This is a genomic window from Klebsiella sp. 141251, from assembly GCF_050600725.1.
In the GTDB taxonomy this organism is placed as follows: Bacteria; Pseudomonadota; Gammaproteobacteria; order Enterobacterales; family Enterobacteriaceae; genus Klebsiella; species Klebsiella aerogenes.
Window position 1 is genome coordinate 500,777 of sequence record NZ_JAQIRG010000003.1, and the last position, 23,355, is coordinate 524,131.

Annotated in this window: 14 protein-coding genes; 7 read left to right on the forward strand and 7 right to left on the reverse strand. The window is 50.9% G+C overall.

Annotation, left to right across the window (positions count from 1 at the left end; translation table 11 throughout):
• Positions 1-70: 70 nt before the first annotated feature.
• From PGR09_RS10125 to galF, 3 genes are all read right to left on the reverse strand, one after another.
• The gene (locus tag PGR09_RS10125; RefSeq protein WP_315711205.1) at positions 71-1,510 is read right to left on the reverse strand and encodes a capsule assembly Wzi family protein; all 1,440 of its coding nucleotides are present in this window, start codon (positions 1,508-1,510) and stop codon (positions 71-73) included.
• 921 nt (positions 1,511-2,431) lie between these two features.
• Complete coding sequence (locus tag PGR09_RS10130) at positions 2,432-3,061, reverse strand: phosphatase PAP2 family protein (protein ID WP_045391862.1); 630 nt, start codon at positions 3,059-3,061, stop codon at positions 2,432-2,434.
• Between the two features lie 448 nt (positions 3,062-3,509).
• Positions 3,510-4,400, reverse strand: a complete 891-nt coding sequence (gene galF / locus PGR09_RS10135; RefSeq protein ID WP_015706060.1) for a UTP--glucose-1-phosphate uridylyltransferase GalF — start codon at positions 4,398-4,400, stop codon at positions 3,510-3,512.
• A gap of 855 nt (positions 4,401-5,255) precedes the next feature.
• Between galF and PGR09_RS10140 the strand changes: the two genes are divergently transcribed.
• Positions 5,256-6,842 carry a TerC family protein gene (locus PGR09_RS10140; protein WP_047046458.1) on the forward strand — a complete coding sequence of 529 codons (1,587 nt, stop codon included), beginning with the start codon at positions 5,256-5,258 and terminating at the stop codon, positions 6,840-6,842.
• A gap of 47 nt (positions 6,843-6,889) precedes the next feature.
• On the opposite strand, the gene asmA is transcribed toward PGR09_RS10140, so the two are convergent.
• The 4 genes from asmA to alkA form a co-directional block, all read right to left on the reverse strand.
• Positions 6,890-8,737: an outer membrane assembly protein AsmA gene (asmA, locus tag PGR09_RS10145; RefSeq protein ID WP_315711206.1), complete on the reverse strand. Its 1,848-nt coding sequence runs from the start codon at positions 8,735-8,737 to the stop codon at positions 6,890-6,892.
• A 27-nt stretch (positions 8,738-8,764) separates the two neighbouring features.
• Positions 8,765-9,346, reverse strand: coding sequence for a dCTP deaminase (dcd, locus tag PGR09_RS10150; RefSeq protein ID WP_015365790.1), 582 nt, complete (start codon positions 9,344-9,346; stop codon positions 8,765-8,767).
• 91 nt (positions 9,347-9,437) lie between these two features.
• The gene (gene udk / locus PGR09_RS10155; RefSeq protein ID WP_015365789.1) at positions 9,438-10,079 is read right to left on the reverse strand and encodes a uridine kinase; all 642 of its coding nucleotides are present in this window, start codon (positions 10,077-10,079) and stop codon (positions 9,438-9,440) included.
• A 114-nt stretch (positions 10,080-10,193) separates the two neighbouring features.
• Entirely contained in the window at positions 10,194-11,042 is an 849-nt protein-coding gene (gene alkA / locus PGR09_RS10160) for a DNA-3-methyladenine glycosylase 2 (RefSeq protein WP_213797616.1), read from the reverse strand.
• A gap of 136 nt (positions 11,043-11,178) precedes the next feature.
• Here alkA and yegD point away from each other — a divergent pair, with 136 nt between their 5' ends.
• The 6 genes from yegD (at position 11,179) to mdtC (ending at position 23,354) form a co-directional block, all read left to right on the forward strand.
• A complete protein-coding gene (gene yegD, locus PGR09_RS10165; protein ID WP_213797615.1) occupies positions 11,179-12,528 on the forward strand; it encodes a molecular chaperone in 1,350 nt (449 codons plus the stop codon).
• Positions 12,529-12,960: 432 nt separating this feature from the next.
• Entirely contained in the window at positions 12,961-14,142 is a 1,182-nt protein-coding gene (locus PGR09_RS10170) for an O-antigen ligase family protein (RefSeq protein ID WP_213797614.1), read from the forward strand.
• A gap of 11 nt (positions 14,143-14,153) precedes the next feature.
• Positions 14,154-15,644, forward strand: a complete 1,491-nt coding sequence (locus tag PGR09_RS10175) for a hypothetical protein (RefSeq protein WP_315711207.1) — start codon at positions 14,154-14,156, stop codon at positions 15,642-15,644.
• 265 nt (positions 15,645-15,909) lie between these two features.
• The gene (locus PGR09_RS10180; protein WP_315711208.1) at positions 15,910-17,154 is read left to right on the forward strand and encodes an MdtA/MuxA family multidrug efflux RND transporter periplasmic adaptor subunit; all 1,245 of its coding nucleotides are present in this window, start codon (positions 15,910-15,912) and stop codon (positions 17,152-17,154) included.
• Positions 17,154-20,276, forward strand: coding sequence for an MdtB/MuxB family multidrug efflux RND transporter permease subunit (locus PGR09_RS10185; RefSeq protein WP_045391878.1), 3,123 nt, complete (start codon positions 17,154-17,156; stop codon positions 20,274-20,276). The genes PGR09_RS10180 and PGR09_RS10185 overlap by 1 nt, the downstream gene beginning before the upstream one ends.
• The gene (gene mdtC, locus PGR09_RS10190; protein WP_430916105.1) at positions 20,277-23,354 is read left to right on the forward strand and encodes a multidrug efflux RND transporter permease subunit MdtC; all 3,078 of its coding nucleotides are present in this window, start codon (positions 20,277-20,279) and stop codon (positions 23,352-23,354) included.
• Position 23,355 lies beyond the last annotated feature (1 nt).

Here is a 23,355-nt window from a genome sequence, read left to right on the forward strand (position 1 = left end):
TTTGCCGTCTGAGTTTTTACCGATTAACAATTCACAATCAGTAATCCCTACCCTCTTCTCAGCATCCAGCCTATAAACTAAATGGAATCTCTATCCCTGCACTGGCACCAACATCGTCGCTATCGCTGTTATCGGCATTGGTGTACCAAAGATTAGTATTCAATCGAACAGATTTATAGACATCGCCACTCCAGCCCAACTGTATCCCTTTTAAGGTGTCTGAATTAGGAAACGCTTTATTGATAGTCTGATTTTCCGGGTTCACTTTCGCGTACACCAGACGGGTACTCCAGCGCTGATTATCTTCAGTCACCAACTCAACTTTGCCTGCAAACAACTGGCCATCTCCCCCCATCGCATCACCTAGTGGATAGCCTTGCTGATAATAACCATCTTTATAGATGTGATGGGTATAACTGTAATTAGTGCGACTCATATTGGTACGGGTATCATGCGCTTCCACATACCAGTTAATCGCATCTTTACCCCAGCCGTGGTGACCTTCAATACCACCAAGATACATATTCGCGGAAGGTAAGAATCCTGACTCATCTTCGCCAATCATTTGGCCATAGAAACTCACCGGCCAGCCCAGAGTAGGTTCGAGCTTAAACTTAAAATCAAAACCGGCAAGTTGGTTGCCCGGTTCATTTGGGTCGTTGGCTGAGGTGTTGTCTTTGCCGGTGAATCCATCCCAGAAGTTGCTAAACGATTGAGGACGTCCCTCCCCACCCCACTGCATTATGCGTGAAGCGCCAAGCTCAAGTGACTGGAACGGAGTAAAGGTAAAACGGCCACCGATAATTTTGGTATGAGGTACGGCCGTGTATTGGTTCATCTGGCTTGCGGAAATCTGATACTGCCACGGACCAATCCAGCGCAACCACCATGTCTCAGGAGCAGCTTGTTCAGCGCGTTGCATTAAAAAACCGGTCATCGGTCTTGCCGCATCGCCACGAATCAAGCTACCTTCATAACCAGGGCCCCACCACTGGGGCACCTGGCCGAATGATAACCATTGATTCCAGAATTTGACTGCGCCATATGCGCCGTTGGCATTAAAACGTGATCCATTGCTAATACGCTCGCCGCCTTCGACATTCCCCTGCAGATGCACATCCCACCATTCACCGCTGTTATTGAAGGTAAGAGAGAGAGAATTATCTGCTGGTTGGCTTTGGCCAAATCCCTGAGGTGTTCCAGGCTGGTCAGTTGACGTATAGCCGCTTACGCGAAAATCCGCCTTCAAATTAGAAAGGCGTTGATTGATGCGCGCCAGGACAACTTGTTCAGAGGAATATGAAGGTTTTGCTTTTTTCAGCGCTCGGGTAATTTCTTCCTGGCTGAGCGGCCAGGTGGAGAGACTTAGATGAATGACTCCGCGATCGGATAACCACGCCAGGTCGTTGCGAAGTTCATTATCATTTTGCACCAACCCTGCTGCATATACCTGCGAGCTAACTGATGCAACCAGACCCAAAGCAAGTGCGATACGAGCAATTTTTATCATTGTTCAAGTTCCATTTACGAGTCCCTTCCCACCAGGTGGGTACGGCAATGGGGATTTTTAAGAATCAGGAGCTTATGAGTTCGACAAGCCTATTTTTTACAACAGCGATCCATTGCCTCGATGGACAACATCCTCAGGTACGAGCGGTTTGCTGCAAACGGATGTGAACTTAATGCATTCATAATGTAAGCGATATTGGTTGCCAAGGCTACTTTCATGGGCTCAATAATGTGCACATGATCAGAAGTCTGACAACGTCGCTATGCGTATGGTGAGTATTCAAAACATTGGGTACCGTGAGTGTCAGGATACGCTACCGCCCTTGGCTTAACAGCTACCAACGCACTGTACCTCTTACCCAGGAATTTTCTTTACATCGACTGTTGGTGAATTAACCACAGCAATTATTTTTACCGCCTCGAGTTTACGAGATTCTTCTGTTAATTGGGAGTATAAATTCACCCCCACGAAGCGGATAAAACGATATTTTTCATTTTTACTGGCAAGGGTTCATCTGTTAATAAGATTATTTAATGGCATCCCTCACCAGCTGACCAATTTATTACCACCCTAAGAATGAACCATGGTAACCATATGATTTTAAAGCAATTAAAATAAATGCCATGTTTAAGTAAAAAAATACCCATGCAGTAGTCAACTACAAAATATGATAGATATCATCACCCACTTCTTTTTTGGGTTCCAGAACGATAACTCTGATTTCCGTTATTCTCTTTTCATTTAAGAATCATCTTATCCGTAATAACATACCGAACCGCGCTTTCAAAGATCCTGTTAACATTATTATGTTTCACCATTATGAAAGCCACGATTCTAAAATCCCTTAGTTAACTATGGATACGCCATTTATCATACTAATCACGCCAACTGTTAACCCGTAAACTTATCGAAATAGTATGATTAATATATATGCTTATGTAGATCGGCTCTGGTAAACGGCTTCTCAAATGGTCCGATCATGGTTGCAACCTCGCCTAACAACGACTGCGTCGGTGCTTTAACCCCAGTGTTTAATAATATGAGTGGGATAATTACCACGCTCAACGCCCCCATCCATGAAATCTGCGCAGAACGAAAAGCCGACGTACGCCATTGCAACAGCAGAAAAGTCAAACTTCCACAAGCCCCCAGAATAAATCCACTCACCACTTCAGATACCGAATGTGCATGAATCATCAATCGGGAATAACCCACAATACCCGCCAGAATAAAGCCCAGAAGCACGGCCCCCCAGCGCAGGGATGATGAAGCACGAGAAGTTAACAGCCATAAGAGTATTGGCCAAAAGGCGGTTGAGAGTGCGGTATGTCCGCTGAAACCGGTAAAATCGATTTCCCGTATGCCAATTCCCCAGCCCATAAAGGCCAGTTTTGAAATGCACACGACAGTCCCCGTAATCCCAAAGAGCAGCGCCCATTGCCAGGCCAGAGTCCGGGACGTTTTACGCAGCACCAGCACCGCGAACAGCACCACTGCGCTAGGAAGCAACACGGTACTATCGCCAAAAAACGAGACAAATTGCCAGTTCATTTACGCTTCATCCTCTGACGATACATCCCTTTTCCCTGTATCTTATCCATGAATTCCTTATGGGCATATTCATCCATTAACGTTACGTTTATATGCATACATCACCGTTGTTTAATGGCTAAACATGATCTCAGTCAAGTTTTATTTCGCATCTCTAACTGTGCTACAGTGCGCTTGCTTAAGAAAGAGCGCACTAAGCAACTATCAGTTAAGCAATTTTCTGACTCATCTGACCAAATGACTGCTTCACGCACGACAATCATCAATCAGCCATCGCATCTATGTACTCAATAAGATTCAACTGAGATGAAAACTCTTCATTGCAATTAATGAACCGAATAAATAAGAATCTCGGCTTCATTTCAGTTGGATCTTCTAACGCTGGCGTGCCACTCAACAATATGATGTTATCTGCACGCCAGCTTTCGTTCGTATTAAGCGCCTGGTTTCACGCCAGCAGCTTTTTGATGCTCTCGCGGAATTTAGTCCCTTCTTTATGGTTACGTAAGCCGTAGCTTACAAACGCCTGCATGTAGCCCATTTTTTTACCGCAGTCGTAGCTCTCACCGGTCATCAACATGGCATCAACAGACTGTTTCTTCGCCAGTGCGGCTATAGCGTCAGTCAACTGGATACGACCCCATGCGCCAGGTTCGGTACGCTCAAGTTCTTCCCAGATATCAGCAGACAGCACATAACGGCCAACGGCCATCAAATCGGAATCGAGCGTTTGCGGTTCGTCTGGTTTTTCAATAAATTCAACAATACGGCCAATCTCCCCTTCCACTTTCAACCCATCTTTGGTTTGAATGACGGAATACTCGGAAAGGTCGCCTGGCATGCGTTTGGCCAGAACCTGACTGCGCCCGGTTTCATTAAACCGCGCTACCATTGCCGCAAGGTTATAACGCAGCGGATCCGCGCTCGCGCCATCAAGAATGATATCCGGCAACACCACTACAAACGGATTATTGCCAACGGCCGGACGCGCGCAAAGGATAGAGTGACCCAGGCCCAGTTGCTGACCTTGTCGAACGTTCATTATCGTGACGCCTGGCGGACAAATCGCCTGCACTTCTGCTAACAGTTGGCGTTTAACTCGTTGCTCCAGCAGCGCTTCCAGCTCATAAGAGGTATCAAAATGGTTTTCTACAGCATTCTTAGATGAATGGGTGACCAGCACAATTTCTTTGATTCCGGCGGCGACAATTTCATCGACGATATACTGAACCATCGGCTTATCAACGATCGGCAGCATCTCTTTCGGTATCGCTTTGGTTGCAGGCAACATATGCATCCCTAACCCTGCTACCGGAATAATTGCTTTCAAACTCACCATTATTTCATCCACCTATATGGTTATAAACTTTCGAATTTTTGTCAGAACGTTGATGTCACTGGCATTTGTTTGTGATGGTACAGCATCGTACCGTGCACGACTTTAACCAAAATCCTAAATTACTCTCTTAGTCCAAGAATACACGCAAAAAATGCTAGCTGACAGGTAGCTTTAAGAAAATTCTCACACATTTGTCCTGGTCAATTGGCATTCATGGGAACAGAGCAAAAGCAGCACCTAATTCATTGTTATTTAACAATAATAATTGGAAAACGTTCCTGGCGATAAGCAACTTCCTTTGCAGATTAAACATCTTCTTTCTTAAAAACCGCCATGGCAAGACACTTCAGAAAAAGTCAAATACCATGTGGAATAGCAATTTGGCGATAGTAATTAGTAAAATCGTCTAAACTTTGGACAAAAAGCTAACTTAACTAACCTTCTTACCCGCAGATTAACCCATTGTCCATCGCTGATACTGCTGCTTTTATGCAACAATGAGCCATCTTAAGGGTCTTATTAAACGAGAGGCCTGACAAGCTACGGAATTCAGTAGGAATTTTCCCCTAAATAACAACTTGGTGAAAAATACGCCAATATTTTGGTGTTGGCCACGGTTAATAATCTTTTCTTATCCTTGCTATTACCGCACAGTAATTGTGTGGATTTCTAATTAATTCCAAATCAGCCCAAATAGATCTTAAAGGCCCGATATTTAACCATCGCTTATTACGTTATAACTTTCGTTTGTACGCTAACCCGCTACGCATCGCCACCATAAGTCGTTGCATTTTACCTGGCGCTTATCCATGATCGATAGATGATACGATTATGTTGTAAAGGTTCTTATTGATTATGGAATGGATTGCCGATCCCTCTATCTGGGCTGGTCTCATTACGCTCGTGGTTATCGAACTGGTTCTGGGGATAGATAACCTGGTATTCATTGCTATCCTTGCCGAAAAGCTTCCCCCTGCCCAGCGCGATCGCGCGCGTGTTACCGGTCTGTTGTTGGCAATGGTGATGCGTTTGGTTCTGCTGGCGTCAATTTCCTGGTTAGTCACCCTCACCACGCCGCTCTTCAACTGGCATGACTTAAGCTTCAGCGCCCGCGATTTGATCATGTTATTCGGCGGGCTGTTCCTGTTGTTTAAAGCCACCGTTGAGCTTAATGAGCGGCTGGAAGGGAAAGACAGTAATAATCCCACCCAGCGTAAAGGGGCGAAGTTCTGGGGCGTGGTGGCGCAAATAGTCGTGCTAGATGCTATCTTCTCGCTGGATTCAGTCATTACCGCGGTTGGTATGGTTGATCATCTGGCGGTAATGATGGCCGCAGTTATTATCGCCATTACGCTGATGTTAATGGCCAGCAAAGCCCTGACCCGCTTTGTCAACAGCCACCCCACGATTGTCATCCTATGCCTTAGTTTCCTGCTGATGATCGGTTTTAGCCTGATCGCCGAAGGGTTTGGCTTCCCAATCCCGAAAGGTTATCTGTATGCCGCTATTGGTTTCTCGGTGATGATCGAATCGTTCAATCAGTTAGCTATCTTTAATCGCCGGCGCTTCCTCTCGGCAAATCTCACTATGCGGCAGAGGACGACTGAGGCGGTGATGAATCTACTAAGCGGACGTAAGGAGAATGCTGAGCTTGATGCCGAGACGGCAACCATGGTCGCCGATCAGGGGGAAAACCCGCTGTTTAATCCGCAGGAACGCTTAATGATTGAGCGCGTACTGAATCTGAATCAACGCACCGTCAGCAGCATCATGACTTCACGTCATGATATCGAGCACATCGACTTAAGCGCGCCCGAAGAGGAAGTCCGCGCGCTGCTGGAGAAAAACCAGCATACCCGTATCGTCGTCACCGGCGGCAACGATAACGAGGATCTGTTAGGGGTTGTTCATGTTATCGACCTGCTACAGCAGTCGTTGCGCAATGAGCCGCTTGATTTACACGTTCTGCTACGCCAACCGCTTATTTTTCCGGAAACCTTGCAGCTACTCCCGGCGCTGGAGCAGTTTCGCCAGGCGCGGACGCACTTTGCTTTTGTGGTCGACGAATTTGGCTCCGTTGAAGGGCTGGTGACTATCAGCGATGTTATGGAAACCATTGCGGGTAATCTGCCTAATGAAGTGGAAGAGATCGATGCTCGTCATGATATTCACAAAAACGCCGATGGCAGTTGGACCGCTAACGGCCATATGCCGCTGGAGGATCTGGTTCAGTACGTTCCGCTACCGCTGGATGATAAACGCGAATATCACACGATAGCCGGATTATTGATGGAATATTTGCAGCATATTCCAGCCGCAGGTGAAGAAGTGAAGATTGGCAGTTATACCCTGCGAACTCTGGAAGTTGAAAGCCACCGAGTGCAGAAAGTACAGATTATCCCGCCGGTTGAAGTAGAAGATGAATTAGATTATGAAGTGTGAATAAAGCGGTTCAGCCGCCGCGGGTCACCTGCGGCGGCTGATGATGATTACAGCTTATCGAGCAGTTTCTTCACATCTTTGCCGTTCTGACTATTACTATTGCGTTCAGCCCACTCGTTCAAACGCTGTCTGGCTTCGTCCTGCAACTGCTTACGCAGGATCTGATCTACCTGTAGGCTATAGCTTAACGACTGCCACTTACCATAGATACGCAGCGGGATTGCCGTCTGCTTGAGGCGGTCAATCAGCTTGCTTTCGCCTTTCCAGCCGCCTAACACCCTCACGTTGAAATGCATGTCGCAATCCTCTGCTTGCAGATTCAGATTACCTTGCCCGTTCAACGCCATCATTGCGGACTGTCCCTGCAAGCCGTTAAGCGTTATCTGGCCATTATTCAGGGTTAAATCACTGCTTAACGCGTCAAGCTGAGTCGCATTATCGAAGTTTTCTTGCGCCTGTACGTTGGTGCTCCTCGCTACAGCCTGCTGTACGAGCTGCTGGAAGTTGAGTCCTTCGGTACGCGTATCCTTCATTCGCAGCTGTGCCTGTCCCTGCCAGTTACGACGGAAGTCATCTGCATCAATGCGCGGGCCGGAGAAATCGCCATTCAGGGATAATTTTCCCGTCAGGCTAATCGGGTAGTGGAAGGCCTGCAAAATGGTACCGATTTCCACATTATCTAACTGCGGTTGGAAAGCGGCATGGGACGTATTGCCCCGAACATCCAGCACTCCAGGTAACGAGATACGCCCCTCGCCCAGACTGCCCTGCAGTTGTTTCACCGTCAGCAGCCCCTGCTGGTTCGTGATATCACTCTTCACCTGGCTGAATCGCATACCACGCCACTGCACCTGATCCGCCGACAGCGCGAGCTGGCCGTTAAAGCCAAGCAAACTATGATAATCCTGCTGGATATCGCTATCGGCAATCACGGGGCGCAGCTGTCTCGGCTGGCTTTGCCCACGCTGATCGGCATTGCCTTCATTAGCCGCCGCGTTTTGCGCAAGCAAACTGTCCAGATTCAGGGTGGTCGCCTGCAGGTTTAGCACCCAGTCAGGTTTATCCCCCAACACAACGCTACCACTACCGGTAATTGCGCTGCCATTAGCCGTGAGATGGAGATTGTCGAAACTGAGTTTTTTCGCCTCTTCAATCCAGCTGGCTTGCAGACTTCCTTGCCCGTTGAGGCCATCCGGCGGCAGCTCCGCTCCGCGTACCTGCCAGTTGAGCTGCGAAAAATCCGCTTTCAGAGAATGAGGGTAATCACCGCCCTGAACCTGTGCAGTAAAGGACAACGCCAGGTCACGTTGATCGCGATTGACCCTGCCGGAGAAATCAACCGTCGCCAGATGGTTGTCATCCTGCTCCATTTGTAAGCGTATGTCGCGCACGGTGATCTGTTCGCCATTTTCATGCTGGAAGAACAGGACACTATCGGCTACCTGCAGCTTACGGACATCGTAGGACCAACCGCGATCTTGCGGCGCCTGCGGCAACGTATTGTCATGCGGCACCACCGGTGCGTTCTGGTCACGCACCGCTTCCGTTTTCGCGGTAAGCTGAATGACCGCGCCTTTCAGCATCACCTGCTTGACCTGCAGTTGATGAGAAAGTAGCGGCATCAGCGCAACATCCAAACGCATATTATCAGCACGCACGACCGGTTCGGAAGCACCTGGCGCCGTTAGCACCATACGGCCGGAGAGAATACTCAACTGCGGCCAAACATGCCAACGCAGCGGACCATCAAGCTTCAGTTGATAGCCGCTACGCTCCGCCACTTCCTGCACCATATAGTTGCGGAAGTCATTAGGGTTGACCAGCAACACCAGCGCAGTGAGTCCCGCGACAATGACGGTCAACAAGATCATCAGCGTGGTCAGAATTCGTCTCATGACATCCTCTATAAGCCGCTTACTTTATCAATCCTTGTCGATTCGACTAGCCACCGCGCCCTGCTGGTCGCGATATTTGGCGTCTTCACGGCGGTTGTATGGCCGCGCCGCCGGGCCAGAAAGCGGCTCGAAGCTCAACGCGCCAATGGGCATTCCCGGGCGCAGCGCCAACGGCAGCTTGCCGGAATTATAGAATTCCAGCACGATGCAGCCAGACCAGCCCGGATCAATTCGGTGCGCAGTGACGTGAACCATAAGTCCGAGACGCGCCAGTGACGAGCGGCCATCAAGCCAGCCGACGAGGTCTGCCGGAAGCGTTACGGACTCATAAGTCACCGCCAGCGCCAACTCTCCAGGATGAAGATAGAAAGCCTCTCCTTCCGGCAATACGATCTCTTCGCTCATGACCCGGTCCAGCGCCGCGCTCACTTCCGCCTTAGGGCCGCTCAGGTCAATAAATGGCGCCGTATGACCGCGGAAGGTACGGAATTTATTGCCTAAGCGAACGTCAACGGTCGCACCGTTAATTCGATCCACCGGCGGACGTGGGCTGATTGCCAGGCGCCCTTCATCCAACCAGGCTTCTATATCTCGGTCACACAGACGCATGAGCTTTCTCCTTTAAGGCATCTAGCCCTTACGCTTTCCGGGAATAAGGGCAATTGGGGATTCTCTTTGCACGTTACACAATTAGTACGTGTTATTCAAAGAACTGACTGATTTTGGCCTTCAGAATATCGATGGCAATACGGTTTTTACCGCCGCGCGGGACAATAATGTCGGCATATTGCTTGGAAGGTTCAATAAATTGCAGGAACATTGGCCGCACCGTCTTCTGATACTGCGCCATCACCGAGTCCATGGAACGACCACGTTCGTTAACATCACGTTTGATGCGGCGCATCAGGCAGATATCCAGCGGCGTATCGACGAAAATAGAGAAGTTTAATTCATTGCGGAGTCTGGCATCCGTCAACAGCAGGATCCCTTCCAGAATGATCACTTTCTTCGGTTGAATATGAATCGTTTCCGGCATACGCGTATGTTCAACGTAGCTATACACGGGTAATTCAATTGGCTGGCCGCTTTTCAGCGTCTGTAAATGCTGGAACAACAAGCTATGGTCCATCGAGCTCGGATGGTCATAGTTGGTTTTTACACGCTCTTCCATCGACAGATGGCTTTGATCTTTGTAATAGCTGTCTTCTGGAATAACGCCAATATGCTCATCGCCAACTTGTTCACGTAATTCACGATAAAGTGTGCTGGCGATAAGGCTTTTGCCCGAAGCCGATGCGCCGGCGATGCCTACAATGACGCACTGATGAGACGTATCAGTCATAAATTTTTGCGACCTGATTAACCTGGATGTAGATGGAGGGTGACGTTTGACCGTCAAACGCGGCAATTATAGGGATTTCAGGGCGGCGATACCAGTAATATGCGCCCTGTACGCCTATTCCTCGTCCGGCGTCCAGCCTTCGGTATACCAGATATGCAACAACGCATAGGAGCGCCAGGGTTGCCAGCGGCTGGCATAGCGCGCGATACGCGCGGGTGTCATTCCAGGAAAACGCTGTTTAATCAGATAGTCATCGGGCAGAAAAATATCTTTTGCCTGCCAACCACGCAGCGCATAGTAATTCGCCGTCCAGCGACCAATGCCCGGCAGACTCTGCAATCGCTTCATACCGGTTGCAATATCAGCAGGCGCCGTCAACGGCAATTCACCGCTCAATGCCGCTTTGCCAAGGTGAATCAAGGCTTCCGCGCGGCGAAGGGGCATACCTAGCGCTTTGAGAGCCAATGGATCGGCTTGCGCCAGTTTCTGTGGGTCAGGGAAGAGAACATAGCCTGGCGCTTCGCTTAACGGCTGCCCGTAGGCCGCAGCCACTTTGGCCGTCAGCTTCGCCGCCATCGCTACGCTCACCAGTTGCCCCAATACCGCGCGCACCGCCTGTTCAAACGCATCCAGCGCGCCCGGCAAGCGTAACCCAGGCCGCGGCTGCGCCAGTTTGCCTAAGGTTTGCGTGACCTCAAACGGATCGCATGCTAAATCAAACAGTTGCGCTACGCGCGCCAGGCACTGGTCTGCTACCGGTAATAGTCCGCGAGAGAGCATCACCCGGAAACCCTGCCCGCATTCATCCGCTTTAACGGTAATCAATCCGCTGTGCCCATCGATACTAAAGCTGCGGGTATATTCATCTTCATAGAAGCTTTCAATTCCCGCTACCGCACGCGCGCTGAGAAACGCGAACATCCATCGCCAGTCATAAGGCGGTTGCCAGGGTAATAATGTCATGCACTCTCCTTCTTAATCGCAACAAGCATAGATGCTCTGCGCCAGATACGCCTTGCTTTTAAATTCCAGTTGTCGGCATGGCGGCAATCCGCTAAAGTCGCCCCCCTTCTTCACTGGCATGGGGATTTTTCCGGTTATGTTTATTGGTTTTGACTATGGTACCGCCAACTGTTCGGTCGCCGTTATGCAGGGTGACAGCCCACGGCTTTTAACGCTGGAAAATGGTAGCCCGCTGTTGCCATCGATGCTTTGCGCTCCGACGCGCGAAGCGGTCAGCGAATGGCTATACCGCCACCACAATGTCCCGGCCGACGGTGCGGAAAACCAGGCGCTGCTGCGTCGCGCCATTAATTATAACCGTGATGAAGATATCGAAGTCCTGGGCAACAGCGTTCAGTTCGGACTCGCCTCTCTGCATCAATACGTTGACGATCCGGAAGAGGTCTACTTCGTTAAGTCGCCAAAATCGTTTCTTGGCGCCAATGGCCTTAAACCCCAGCAGGTTGCGTTATTTGAAGATCTGGTCTGCGCGATGATGCTGCATATTAAGCAGCAGGCGCAGTCTCAGCTGAGTGAACAAATTACCCAGGCGGTCATTGGTCGACCGATTAACTTCCAGGGGCTTGGCGGCGATGACGCCAACGCTCAGGCACAAGGAATTCTGGAGCGGGCGGCGAAACGAGCTGGATTTAACGATGTCGTGTTTCAGTTTGAACCCGTCGCGGCGGGATTAGATTTTGAAGCCACCCTCGATAACGAAAAACGCGTACTGGTCGTCGATATCGGCGGCGGCACCACCGACTGCTCGCTGCTGTTGATGGGGCCACAGTGGCGGCAGAAAGCTGACCGTCAGAATAGCCTGCTCGGCCACAGCGGCTGCCGTATCGGTGGTAACGATCTGGATATCGCCCTGGCCTTCAAATGCCTGATGCCGTTACTCGGTATGGGCGGTGAAACGGAAAAAGGCATTGCGCTGCCGGTACTGCCCTGGTGGAATGCGGTGGCGATTAATGACGTCCCGGCGCAAAGCGATTTTTACAGCGCCGCCAACGGCCGTATGCTCAATGACCTGCTGCGCGACGCCCGCGATGCCGACAAGGTCGCACTGCTGCTTAAAGTATGGCGTCAGCGTCTGAGCTATCGCCTGGTGCGCAGCGCGGAAGAGAGCAAAATAGCCCTTTCCGCCCAGCAGGATTTCAACGCCGAACTGCCGTTTATTAGCGATGAGCTGGCGACCGCTATCAGCCAGCAGGGGTTGGAAGAGGCGCTCAATCAGCCGCTGGCCCGCATTATGGAGCAGGTAAAGTTAGCGCTGGAAAGCAGCCATGAAACCCCGGACGTTATCTATCTCACCGGCGGTAGCGCGCGATCGCCATTAATTAAGAAGGCGCTGGCCGCACAGCTGCCGGGGATACCGATCGCCGGCGGCGATGATTTTGGTTCCGTGACCGCCGGTCTTGCCCGCTGGGCGCAGGTGGTTTTTTAATTATCCGGCAGTGGGGGATATACACTATCTTGTTTTCACCCACTGCATTTAGCCCTTAAAACATCAATAAGCTTCAAACACATACAATACATAAATAGTAAATGATACTTTCTTAGCCGTGAAATAAAATACGTTTTTTCTTATGGCAAAGAACATCATCTAGTCGAACACTATCATTTAAAAATGATAATAATCAATAAGTTAATCAACACACGCTAAAAGCATTCTGTTTCAATCTACGCCAGGCCCCAGAAAACGATGTCTTCTAAACTATTGACGCTTAATTGCTTTTATGCATTACCACGTATTATTTTATTGATTTACACTCGGTTTATTCTTAAAAAAAGATAAATATATTAACAGCTTATATTCTTGATCTTTCAACATTCAGGATATATCATCCTTGCACTTTGATATGCTGGCGTAAACTATATGATTGTTAATAAAAACAGAGTGATAGCGTTCGTTTGCACACTTTTAGTTAGTGTGGATGTTATACAAGTTTCTGGTTTGAGGCTTACGCTTTTGCCACTTCTGGCTTATGGCCTCTATTTATTACTAAGATCAATGAAAATTGATAAATGGTTTTTCTATGTTCTAATTTTCGCCTTAACCTGCTTACCTTCTGTATTTTTTTCCACCAATGAAGGAAAATCTTTAGGCTATTTAATTTGGATTATTTTCAATTATATTTCCATATCAATTGTGTACAAGCATCTCATTACTAACAATAAAGATAATGCTTTAGTCGGCATTAGAGATGCTTATAGATTTCAAATAATAATCGGGGCATTACTTACATTTTCCGGCATTCAATATAGAGCTCAAGTCCTATATTACGAACCATCGTATTTTGCACTATCATTAACACCTTATGTAGTAATGATTGTGAGTTCAATTACTGCTATTGGCAAAAACAAAAACCTGATAAATTACACGGGGAAAATTGATTGGTTTTTAATTGCTATTGCTTTATATACAACTAAAAGTGCCAACTTGATTTTTGTTTTCTTAATTTCTATCATTATCCTTTCAATGATTGGCAAAGGGAAGTTTAAGAAAACACTCCTAATGTCCTTAGTTGTATTATTTATATTTGGTATTTTTTATTTTTACTCGCAAGGTAAAGATGATTTGCTTTCAACTACCTTTCAAAATTTCATCAACTCATCAAATAAGTTTAATGCAGCCATGGATAGAACGGGTAACCGTTGGCCAAGAGCACAATTAACCTATGATATTGCGATGAGTACATTTTGGGGCATTGGGATTGGTGCTTTTGAAGAATATACATTAAGTCATTTCCTACCAATGTATTCCGGATTAACTGACTATTTATCCCCCATAGGCTATCCAGCAATAAATATTTACTTTGAAATTGCTGCAACATGTGGCTGGCTGGCTTTAGTTGTCTGGTTATTCTGGCACTATAAAATGCTAAGTGAGGCAAGCAAAAATAAATCAGACAATCCTGTGATAATTTGCTCGCTTATTGTTGCAATGCTTGCATTATTCATTGAATCTAATTTCATGCGTCCTTATTATTGGATGTTAATAGGACTTGTTATGGGTCAAATATCGCTTAATAAGCGTAACTCCAATAATAAAATTTAATGAGGTGATTAATGATTTCACGTCGAACCTTAATTGGAGCAATCGTACCGGCTGCGATGGTTACTGGAGTTTCGCATGCCAGCGAAAAGAATACTTCAAGTACATTCCGCAACTTTGAAAGTGTTGATGCTCTTAAAGACAATCCAGGCAAGGATGATGAAATTGCTTACCTCCACTCCTATCATCATGGCCAAAACACTGGTGGGGGTTTTATTCGGTTTATTTCGCAACCAGAAATAGAAGCTAATATGATTACATCATATCCTTCCATTGGTGGAGTCTGGGAAAGAGTATTAGATTCCAAAAGTGAAATCCACTGTTCATATTCCGGCATGTTGGCCGGAAATAACTTTGACAACACCGCCTACCATAATATGCTTATGGATTGGGCTGATGATAACAATGCAAATATATTATACGACACAGGTGAATATTTTCACGCCGGCAATGTTGAAAAAAAACAATCTTTCTCATGCCCTAATCTCATAGGTTCTGGAAGCAAAGGAAAAAATAAAGGAACGATTTTAAAATTCGCAAACAATGCCTTCTTAAAAATAAAAGGTGGCTCGGGTGTTTTGTGCGGTTCAAATATTGTCGGGATCACTTTTTCAGGCTCCGGTGATAATAATGGTTTATTAATAATCGCTGATCAGTGCGGTATATCTCTTGACAGATGTTCTTTTGAAAATTGTAAATCTGGTGTTCGGATGGTTAATGAGTCCAATGGAGGTTTTACAGAGTTCAACGTTCTTGATAAGTGTATTTTTTTATCCTCATGCGAGACTGGAATGACTTATGAACGCCAAAATGGGAACGAATCTTTCCATGGTACTGGGCTTCGAGAGTGCGTATTCCAACAGCAGACATTGAATGCAAACGCTCCACATATCCATATTGGACCAAGATGTTTGGTTTATAATGCACCAATGACGATTCATGTTTTCCGGGATATAACAGACTCACCAGTCATTAATCATGATGGTTTCGAACGTTCAAATGTGTATGGTATAATCACAGTTGAAAAAAAACCCAAAAACATTGTAGATCTAGTATTAGGCAAACCGCTTTATATTATTGGTAGCGTCGTTTGTCTAAGTGAAAACTTGTCAACAAATAACGCTATTTTTTGTAGCCGTTTCCAGGCCAACTCTGATGGTTCGGTAAACTTTATAAGAAATCCAACCTCGCTTTCAGGGAAATTTATTAATGGTTCACAAGAACCCGTTTTACATTTGAGTGCAGGAGAAAGCGCCTTTCTTGACCTCTCATTGATCACAAATGGAAGAGTGAATCGAGGGTTAATTTTCATCGCCGTAGATGAAAATGGAAATGGAAAAATCACTAATACAGAACTTTCACCGGTTAGTGTTAACTTTAAGCATGAAAACTATATTTCATTCGAAAAATCAACAATCTACGTAAAATCAAACGGTGATAGCAATGCCAGATGGATTGCTGATATCGCATTTGTTGCAAGTAGATTTCAATATACTATGCAGTAATCATCATATAGGCGACCAATGCGGGGCCAATTTTCCCCGCATTGGTCAAAAATGTTCCGGCCTCTCACCAAACTGGTATTGATAGCCGCAACTTTCATACAAGATTGAATAACCATATTGCCGCTCACTTTGCGAGCCTCCTCGTGAAAGCCCGCCAATTCAGACCTTTCCATACGCGCTTTTCATAATTCCTCCATTTTTGCGGGGCGTTCCGTTACTAAACTAGTATCATTCAGCGAAAGCTTCAGGATGAGATAGCAAAATAATGAAAAGTAGTCACACACTTCGTTGGGGAATGGTCCTGACGGTAATTTTGGCGGCGGGTGCCGCCTATTGGTTCTGGCACGATCGCTCTGAAGAAACAAACGCAGGCGCTGCTGGCGCAAGTCAACAAGGAGCAAAACCGCCTGCCGGGGGGCGCCATGGCCGCTTCGGCGCGGCGCTGGCCCCGGTGCAGGCGGCAACCGCCACCAGCGAATCCGTCCCCCGCTATCTTACTGGCCTGGGGACTATCACCGCGGCGAACACCGTGACCGTGCGCAGTCGGGTTGACGGTCAGTTGCTGAGTATTCATTTCCAGGAAGGTCAGCAGGTAAAAGCCGGCGATCTGCTGGCGCAAATCGATCCCAGCCAGTTCAAGGTCGCGCTGGCCCAGGCGCAGGGCCAGCTTGCCAAAGATAACGCTACCCTCGCAAACGCGCGCCGAGATCTCGCCCGCTATCAACAACTGGTCAAAACCAACCTTATCTCCCGTCAGGAGCTGGATACGCAGCAGTCGCTGGTGGTTGAATCCGCCGGTACGGTTAAAGCCGATCAGGCCGCCGTCGCCAGTGCGCAACTGCAGCTGGACTGGACCCGCATCACCGCGCCGATTGACGGACGCGTGGGCCTGAAACAGGTCGACATCGGCAACCAAATCTCCAGTGGCGACACCACCGGCATTGTCGTACTCACGCAAACCCACCCTATCGATTTGGTCTTTACCCTGCCGGAAAGCGATATCGCCACCGTGGTACAGGCGCAAAAGGCCGGGAAAACGCTGACCGTTGAGGCCTGGGATCGTACCAATAAACAGAAGATCAGCACTGGCAACCTGCTGAGCCTCGATAACCAAATCGATGCCACCACCGGCACCATTAAGCTTAAAGCGCGATTTAATAACCTCGATGACGCATTGTTCCCAAATCAGTTCGTCAACGCCAGAATGCTGGTGGATACGGAGCAGGATGCGGTCGTGATCCCCACCGCCGCGCTACAAATGGGCAACGAGGGGCACTTCGTGTGGGTGCTGAACAGTGAGAATAAAGTCAGTAAACATACGGTCACGCCGGGTATTCAGGATAGCCAGAAAGTGGTGATTAACGCCGGGCTGTCAGCAGGCGACCGGGTGGTGACCGATGGTATCGACCGCCTGACCGAAGGCGCGAAGGTCGAAGTCGTCGAAGCCCACAGCGCCGCGGAGGAACAACCTGCCGCCCGCCAGAGTGGTAAAAACGGAGCGGGCGCCTGATGCAAGTCTTACCCCCAAGCAGTACGGGCGGTCCGTCCCGGCTGTTTATTATGCGTCCGGTGGCGACAACGCTCTTGATGGTCGCCATTCTGCTGGCCGGCATCATCGGCTATCGCTTCCTGCCGGTCTCCGCGCTGCCGGAAGTGGACTACCCCACTATTCAGGTGGTGACGCTTTACCCCGGCGCCAGCCCGGATGTGGTGACGTCGTCGATTACCGCGCCGCTGGAGCGCCAGTTTGGCCAGATGTCCGGCCTTAAGCAGATGTCATCACAGAGCTCGGGCGGCGCGTCGGTCATCACCCTCCAGTTCCAGCTGACCCTGGCGCTGGATGTTGCCGAACAGGAAGTGCAGGCGGCCATCAACGCCGCGACCAACCTGCTGCCGTCTGATTTACCCAACCCGCCGGTTTACAGCAAAGTGAACCCGGCGGATCCGCCGATCATGACCCTGGCCGTCACCTCCAGCGCAATGCCGATGACTCAGGTCGAAGATATGGTGGAAACTCGGGTGGCGCAGAAGATTTCTCAGGTTTCCGGCGTCGGTCTGGTGACGCTGGCCGGCGGCCAGCGCCCTGCTGTGCGCGTTAAGCTCAATGCCCAGGCGATCGCCGCGTTAGGTTTGACCAGCGAAACCGTGCGCACCGCCATTACCAGCGCCAACGTGAATTCAGCGAAAGGTAGCCTTGACGGTCCGGCCCGCGCGGTCACTCTTTCCGCCAACGATCAGATGCAGTCGGCGGAAGATTACCGTCGACTGATTATCGCCTATCAGAACGGCGCGCCGATCCGCCTTGGCGATGTTGCGACCATCGAACAGGGCGCCGAGAACGCCTGGCTCGGTGCGTGGGCCAATAAGCAGCGGGCGATCGTAATGAACGTCCAGCGCCAGCCGGGAGCGAATATCATCGCCACCGCCGACAGCATCCGCCAGATGTTGCCGCAGCTCACAGAGAGCCTGCCTAAATCCGTTAAGGTACAGGTGCTTTCTGACCGCACCACCAATATTCGCGCGTCGGTCAGCGATACGCAGTTCGAATTGCTGCTCGCCATCGCGCTGGTGGTGATGATCATTTATCTCTTCCTGCGCAATGTCCCGGCAACCATCATTCCCGGTGTCGCCGTGCCGCTGTCGCTGGTCGGCACCTTCGCGGTTATGGTGTTCCTCGATTTTTCAATTAATAACCTGACGCTAATGGCGCTGACCATCGCCACCGGCTTCGTGGTCGATGACGCCATCGTAGTCATCGAAAACATCTCCCGCTACATTGAAAAAGGTGAGAAACCGCTTGCCGCCGCGCTGAAAGGCGCGGGGGAAATCGGCTTCACGATTATTTCATTAACCTTCTCGCTGATTGCCGTACTGATCCCGCTGCTGTTTATGGGTGATATCGTTGGGCGATTGTTCCGCGAATTCGCCATTACCCTCGCGGTGGCGATTCTGATTTCGGCGGTGGTCTCGCTGACCCTGACGCCAATGATGTGCGCGCGGATGTTAAGCCACGAATCGCTGCGCAAACAAAACCGCTTTTCGCGGGCCAGCGAGCGATTCTTCGAGCGGGTGATTGCCGTGTATGGTCGCTGGCTGAGCCGCGTGCTGAACCACCCGTGGTTAACATTGAGCGTGGCGTTAAGCACCCTTGCGTTATCGATTCTGCTATGGGTCTTTATCCCGAAAGGCTTCTTCCCGATCCAGGATAACGGCATTATTCAGGGCACGTTACAAGCGCCGCAGTCGGTATCGTTCGCCAGTATGGCGCAACGCCAGCAGCAGGTATCCGAGCTGATTCTGAAAGATCCGGCGGTTGAAAGCCTCACGTCGTTTGTCGGCGTTGATGGCACCAATCCGGCGCTGAACAGCGCGCGTCTGCAGATTAACCTCAAGCCGCTGGATGAGCGTGACGATCGGGTACAAACGGTCATTAGTCGCCTGCAACACGCGGTGGCAAGCGTACCGGGCATTGAGCTCTACCTGCAGCCAACGCAGGATCTGACCATCGATACCACCGTCAGCCGAACGCAGTATCAGTTTACCCTGCAGGCTAACTCGCTCGATGCGCTGAGCAACTGGGTGCCGCAATTGCTGTCGCGCCTGCAATCCTTACCCCAGCTTGCCGATGTCAGCAGCGACTGGCAGGATAAAGGGCTCGCGGCTTATATCAATGTCGATCGCGATAGCGCCAGCCGGCTGGGTATTTCCATGGCGGATGTCGATAACGCGCTGTATAACGCCTTTGGCCAACGGCTGATCTCGACAATTTATACCCAGGCCAACCAATATCGCGTGGTGCTGGAGCACGACACCCAGGCGACGCCGGGGCTGGCGGCGCTGGATAATATTCGCCTCACCAGCAGCGATGGCGGCATTGTGCCGCTGAAGTCTATCGCCAGCGTCGAGCAGCGTTTTACGCCGCTGTCGGTCAACCATCTCGATCAGTTCCCGGTTACCACCATTTCATTCAACGTGCCGGACAACTACTCCCTCGGCGAAGCGGTAGAGGCTATTTTGTCCACCGAGCAGTCGCTGGATTTCCCAAGCGACATCCGCACTCAGTTCCAGGGCAGTTCGCTCGCGTTCCAGTCGGCGCTCGGTAGCACCGTCTGGCTGGTGGTCGCGGCGGTCGTCGCCATGTATATCGTGCTCGGCGTGCTGTACGAAAGCTTCATTCATCCCATCACCATTCTTTCTACGCTGCCGACCGCTGGCGTCGGGGCGCTACTGGCGCTATGGCTGGCCGGTAGCGAGCTGGATGTGATTGCCATCATCGGCATCATTCTGCTGATTGGTATCGTGAAGAAAAACGCCATTATGATGATTGACTTTGCCCTCGCCGCCGAGCGCGAACAGGGGATGCCGCCGCGGGAAGCCATTTATCAGGCCTGCCTGCTGCGCTTCCGTCCGATTCTGATGACCACCCTCGCCGCCCTGCTTGGTGCGCTGCCATTGATGCTCAGTACCGGCGTCGGCGCCGAGCTGCGTCGTCCGCTGGGCATTGGTATGGTTGGCGGCCTGATGCTCAGCCAGGTACTGACGTTATTCACCACGCCGGTGATTTATCTGCTGTTCGATCGGCTATCGCTGTATATGAAGAGCCGCTTCCCGCGCCGTGAAGAGGAGGCGTAAGTGAAGTTTTTCGCTCTCTTTATATATCGCCCAGTGGCGACGATTCTTATCTCGCTGGCGATTACCCTGTGCGGGATCCTCGGTTTCCGCCTGCTACCGGTCGCGCCGCTACCGCAGGTCGATTTCCCGGTGATCATGATTAGCGCCTCGCTGCCCGGCGCCTCGCCGGAAACCATGGCCTCGTCGGTGGCCACACCGCTGGAACGCTCGCTGGGGCGCATTGCCGGGGTCAATGAAATGACCTCGTCGAGCTCGCTTGGCAGTACCCGTATCATCATGGAGTTTAATTTCGATCGCGATATTAACGGCGCCGCCCGCGACGTGCAGGCGGCGATTAATGCCGCTCAAAGCCTGCTGCCGAGCGGGATGCCCAGCCGCCCCACATATCGCAAAGCTAACCCGTCCGATGCGCCGATCATGATCCTGACGCTCACCTCGGATACCTATTCGCAGGGCGAGCTGTACGATTTCGCTTCAACCCAGCTGGCGCAAACCATCGCGCAGATCGACGGCGTCGGCGATGTCGACGTCGGCGGCAGCTCCCTGCCGGCGGTGCGTGTCGATCTCAACCCGCAGGCGCTGTTTAACCAGGGCGTCTCACTGGATGCCGTGCGCAGCGCCATCGATAACGCCAACGTGCGTCGCCCGCAGGGCGCGCTGGAAGATGGAACCCATCGCTGGCAGGTGCAGACCAACGATGAACTGAAAACCGCGGCGGAATATTTGCCGGTAATCGTCCACTACAACAACGGCGCAGCGGTACGTCTTGGCGACGTGGCAAAAGTGACGGATTCAGTCCAGGATGTGCGTAACGCCGGGATGACCAACGCCAAACCGGCGATCCTGCTGATGATACGCAAGCTGCCGGAAGCCAACATCATTCAAACGGTCGACAGCATCCGCGCCCGCCTGCCGGAACTACAGCGTACTATCCCGGCAGCCATCGATTTACAAATTGCCCAGGATCGTTCCCCCACTATCCGCGCATCGCTGGAAGAGGTCGAACAAACGCTGGTGATCTCGGTCGCGCTGGTGATTCTGGTGGTCTTTCTGTTTTTGCGCTCCGGGCGCGCAACGCTTATCCCGGCTGTCGCCGTACCGGTATCGTTAATCGGTACCTTCGCAGCGATGTATTTATGCGGCTTCAGCCTCAATAATCTGTCGCTAATGGCGCTGACCATCGCCACCGGTTTTGTCGTTGATGACGCCATCGTAGTGCTGGAAAACATTTCCCGCCATCTTGAGGCCGGAATGAAACCGCTGCAGGCCGCGTTACAGGGCAGCCGTGAAGTCGGCTTTACCGTGCTGTCGATGAGCCTGTCGCTGGTGGCGGTGTTCTTACCGCTGCTGCTGATGGGCGGCCTTCCGGGCCGTCTGCTGCGCGAGTTCGCCGTCACGCTATCGGTAGCGATCGGCATTTCGCTCGCCGTATCGCTCACGCTAACGCCGATGATGTGCGGCTGGCTGCTGAAAAGCGGCAAACCTCATGAACCAACGCGCAATCGCGGCTTTGGCCGCCTGCTGGTCGCTATTCAGGGCGGCTATGGCAAATCGTTAAAATGGGTGCTGAAGCATAGTCGGCTGACTGGCCTGGTCCTGCTCGGTACGATAGCGCTCAGCGTGTGGCTGTATATCGCCATTCCGAAAACCTTCTTCCCGGAGCAGGACACCGGGGTGCTGATGGGCGGCATTCAGGCGGATCAGAGCATTTCTTTCCAGGCGATGCGCGGCAAACTTCAGGACTTTATGAAGATCATCCGCGAGGATCCGGCGGTCGATAACGTGACCGGCTTTACCGGCGGCTCGCGGGTGAATAGCGGTATGATGTTTATCACCCTGAAACCGCGCGACCAGCGCCATGAAACCGCGCAGCAAATCATCGACCGGCTGCGGAAAAAGCTGGCGAAAGAGCCCGGCGCTAATCTGTTCCTGATGGCGGTGCAGGATATCCGCGTCGGCGGGCGTCAGTCGAATGCCAGCTATCAATACACTCTGTTATCGGACGATTTGTCGGCGCTGCGTGAATGGGAGCCAAAAATCCGCAAGGCACTGGCGGCGCTGCCGGAACTGGCCGATGTGAACTCAGACCAACAGGATAACGGCGCGGAGATGGATCTGGTCTACGACCGCGACACCATGTCACGACTGGGTGTCAGCGTACAGGATGCCAACAGTCTGTTAAACAACGCTTTCGGCCAGCGGCAAATCTCAACCATCTACCAGCCGCTGAACCAGTACAAAGTGGTGATGGAAGTCGATCCGCTTTATACCCAAGACGTTAGCGCGCTGGAACAAATGTTTGTCATCAGTAAAGACGGCAAACCCATTCCGCTGTCGTATTTCGCCAAATGGCAACCGGCGAACGCGCCGCTTTCGGTCAATCATCAGGGGCTATCGGCCGCCTCGACCATCTCCTTCAACCTGCCGACCGGCAAATCGCTATCGGAAGCCAGCGACGCCATTGACCGGGCGATGACCCAGCTCGGCGTGCCGTCGAGCGTCCGCGGATCGTTTGCCGGCACCGCGCAGGTATTCCAGCAGACGATGAACTCACAGGTGATCCTGATTATCGCCGCCATCGCCACGGTGTATATCGTGCTGGGGATCCTCTACGAAAGCTACGTGCATCCGTTAACTATCCTCTCTACCCTGCCATCGGCTGGGGTGGGCGCGCTGTTGGCGCTGGAGTTGTTCGGTGCCCCATTCAGCCTAATCGCCCTGATAGGGATCATGCTATTAATTGGCATCGTAAAGAAAAACGCCATCATGATGGTCGATTTCGCCCTTGAAGCGCAGCGCAGCGGTAATCTGCCGCCGGAAGAGGCCATCTTCGAGGCCTGCCTGCTACGTTTTCGCCCGATCATGATGACCACCCTGGCGGCGCTGTTCGGCGCACTGCCGCTGGTGCTGTCGGGCGGGGATGGTTCAGAGCTGCGGCAGCCGTTGGGGATCACCATCGTCGGCGGTCTGGTCATGAGCCAGCTGCTGACGCTGTACACCACCCCGGTGGTCTATTTGTTCTTTGATCGTCTGCGGCTGCGTTTTACGCGCAAGTCTTCTCAACCGGTAAGCGAATAAA